Source organism: Mediterranea sp. ET5 (assembly GCF_023337025.1).
GTDB lineage: Bacteria > Bacteroidota > Bacteroidia > Bacteroidales > Bacteroidaceae > Phocaeicola_A.
The window spans coordinates 1-1,191 of sequence record NZ_JAMBLN010000043.1 but is presented as its reverse complement, the minus strand read 5'-3'; the positions used below and the strand labels follow the sequence as shown (position 1 = coordinate 1,191).

At 46.0% G+C, this 1,191-nt stretch carries 1 protein-coding gene; it reads left to right on the top strand.

Annotated features, from left to right (window positions below):
• Positions 1–92: 92 nt before the first annotated feature.
• Positions 93–1,191, top strand: a 1,099-nt coding sequence (locus tag M3087_RS14255) for an ISL3 family transposase (RefSeq protein WP_249096841.1), incomplete at its 3' end; no start/stop codon positions are given.

Below are 1,191 nucleotides of genomic sequence, written 5' to 3'. Positions count from 1 at the left end.
GGTTCATCCGACATTTCGCGTGATAGTTTATTAAAGAAGAAAAACCGCTGAACAAATTGTATATTTGAATAAGCACAAACAAATGTACAGTAATGAACAGCAGTTTTCTATATCATGCTTGGGGGTTATATAACCACAAATGCACTCGTGAGGAATACAAAGGTAATACAATTATCTTACATATTGAAGCAAAAGAGCGGAAGAAAGAATGTCCTAAGTGCGGGCATCGCCAATTGGTCAAGAACGGTTTTCGAGTTCGTGACTTTATAGGACTCCCGATAGGCGGCAAAAAGGTGATAATCCGCATGAAAGTCCAACGCTATAAGTGCAAGAATCAGGATTGTGATTATGACCGTCAGGAGAGCATACCCTTTGCCACGGGTAGTTGCGGTTACACCCATCGTTTCGCAAAATATGTAGTCGACCTGTTAAGGAGCATGACCTTGAAAGACGCAGCCAATCTCCTGGGCGTATCCTGGGATACCGTCAAGGATATCCATACGCGTCATCTTGAATACCATTACGCGCCTCCCTCCCTTGAAGGAGTGGACAGCATTGGCATAGATGAATTTGCGGTCAGGAAAGGACATGTGTACAAGACAATCGTGGTTGACCTAAAGAGTGGCCGTATTCTCTATGTCGGTAACGGCAAAGGAGCAGACGCCCTGGATGGCTTTTGGAAACGGATCAGAAGAAAAGGCGTTGACATCAAGTATATTGCAACAGATCTCTCCGCCGCCTTCATCTCCTCTGTATATGAGAATTGCCCGAATGCGGTGCACGTGTTTGACCATTTCCATGTGGTAAAGCTTATGAACGAGAAACTGGATGAAATACGTAGGGTGCAATACCACATGGAAAAAGACATCAACAAACGCAAGGTGTTGAAAGGTACGCGATACCTGTTACTGAGTAATGGGGCGGATATCTTCGACAAGGAGTATAAGACACGGCTTGACAACGCGCTGGATATGAACAAGCCCCTGTCGCAGGCATACTACCTGAAAGAACAGCTCAGGGAAATCTGGATGCAGGTCAATAAGGACGATGCCGAAAGGGTCATGACGGATTGGGTAAAGCAAGCCCGGGAGAGCAAAGTGCCGCAATTGGTGAAGATGGCAACTACGGTAACGGCACACAGGACAGGCATACTCGCATGGTATGACTGCCATATATCAACCGGAAAGGTAG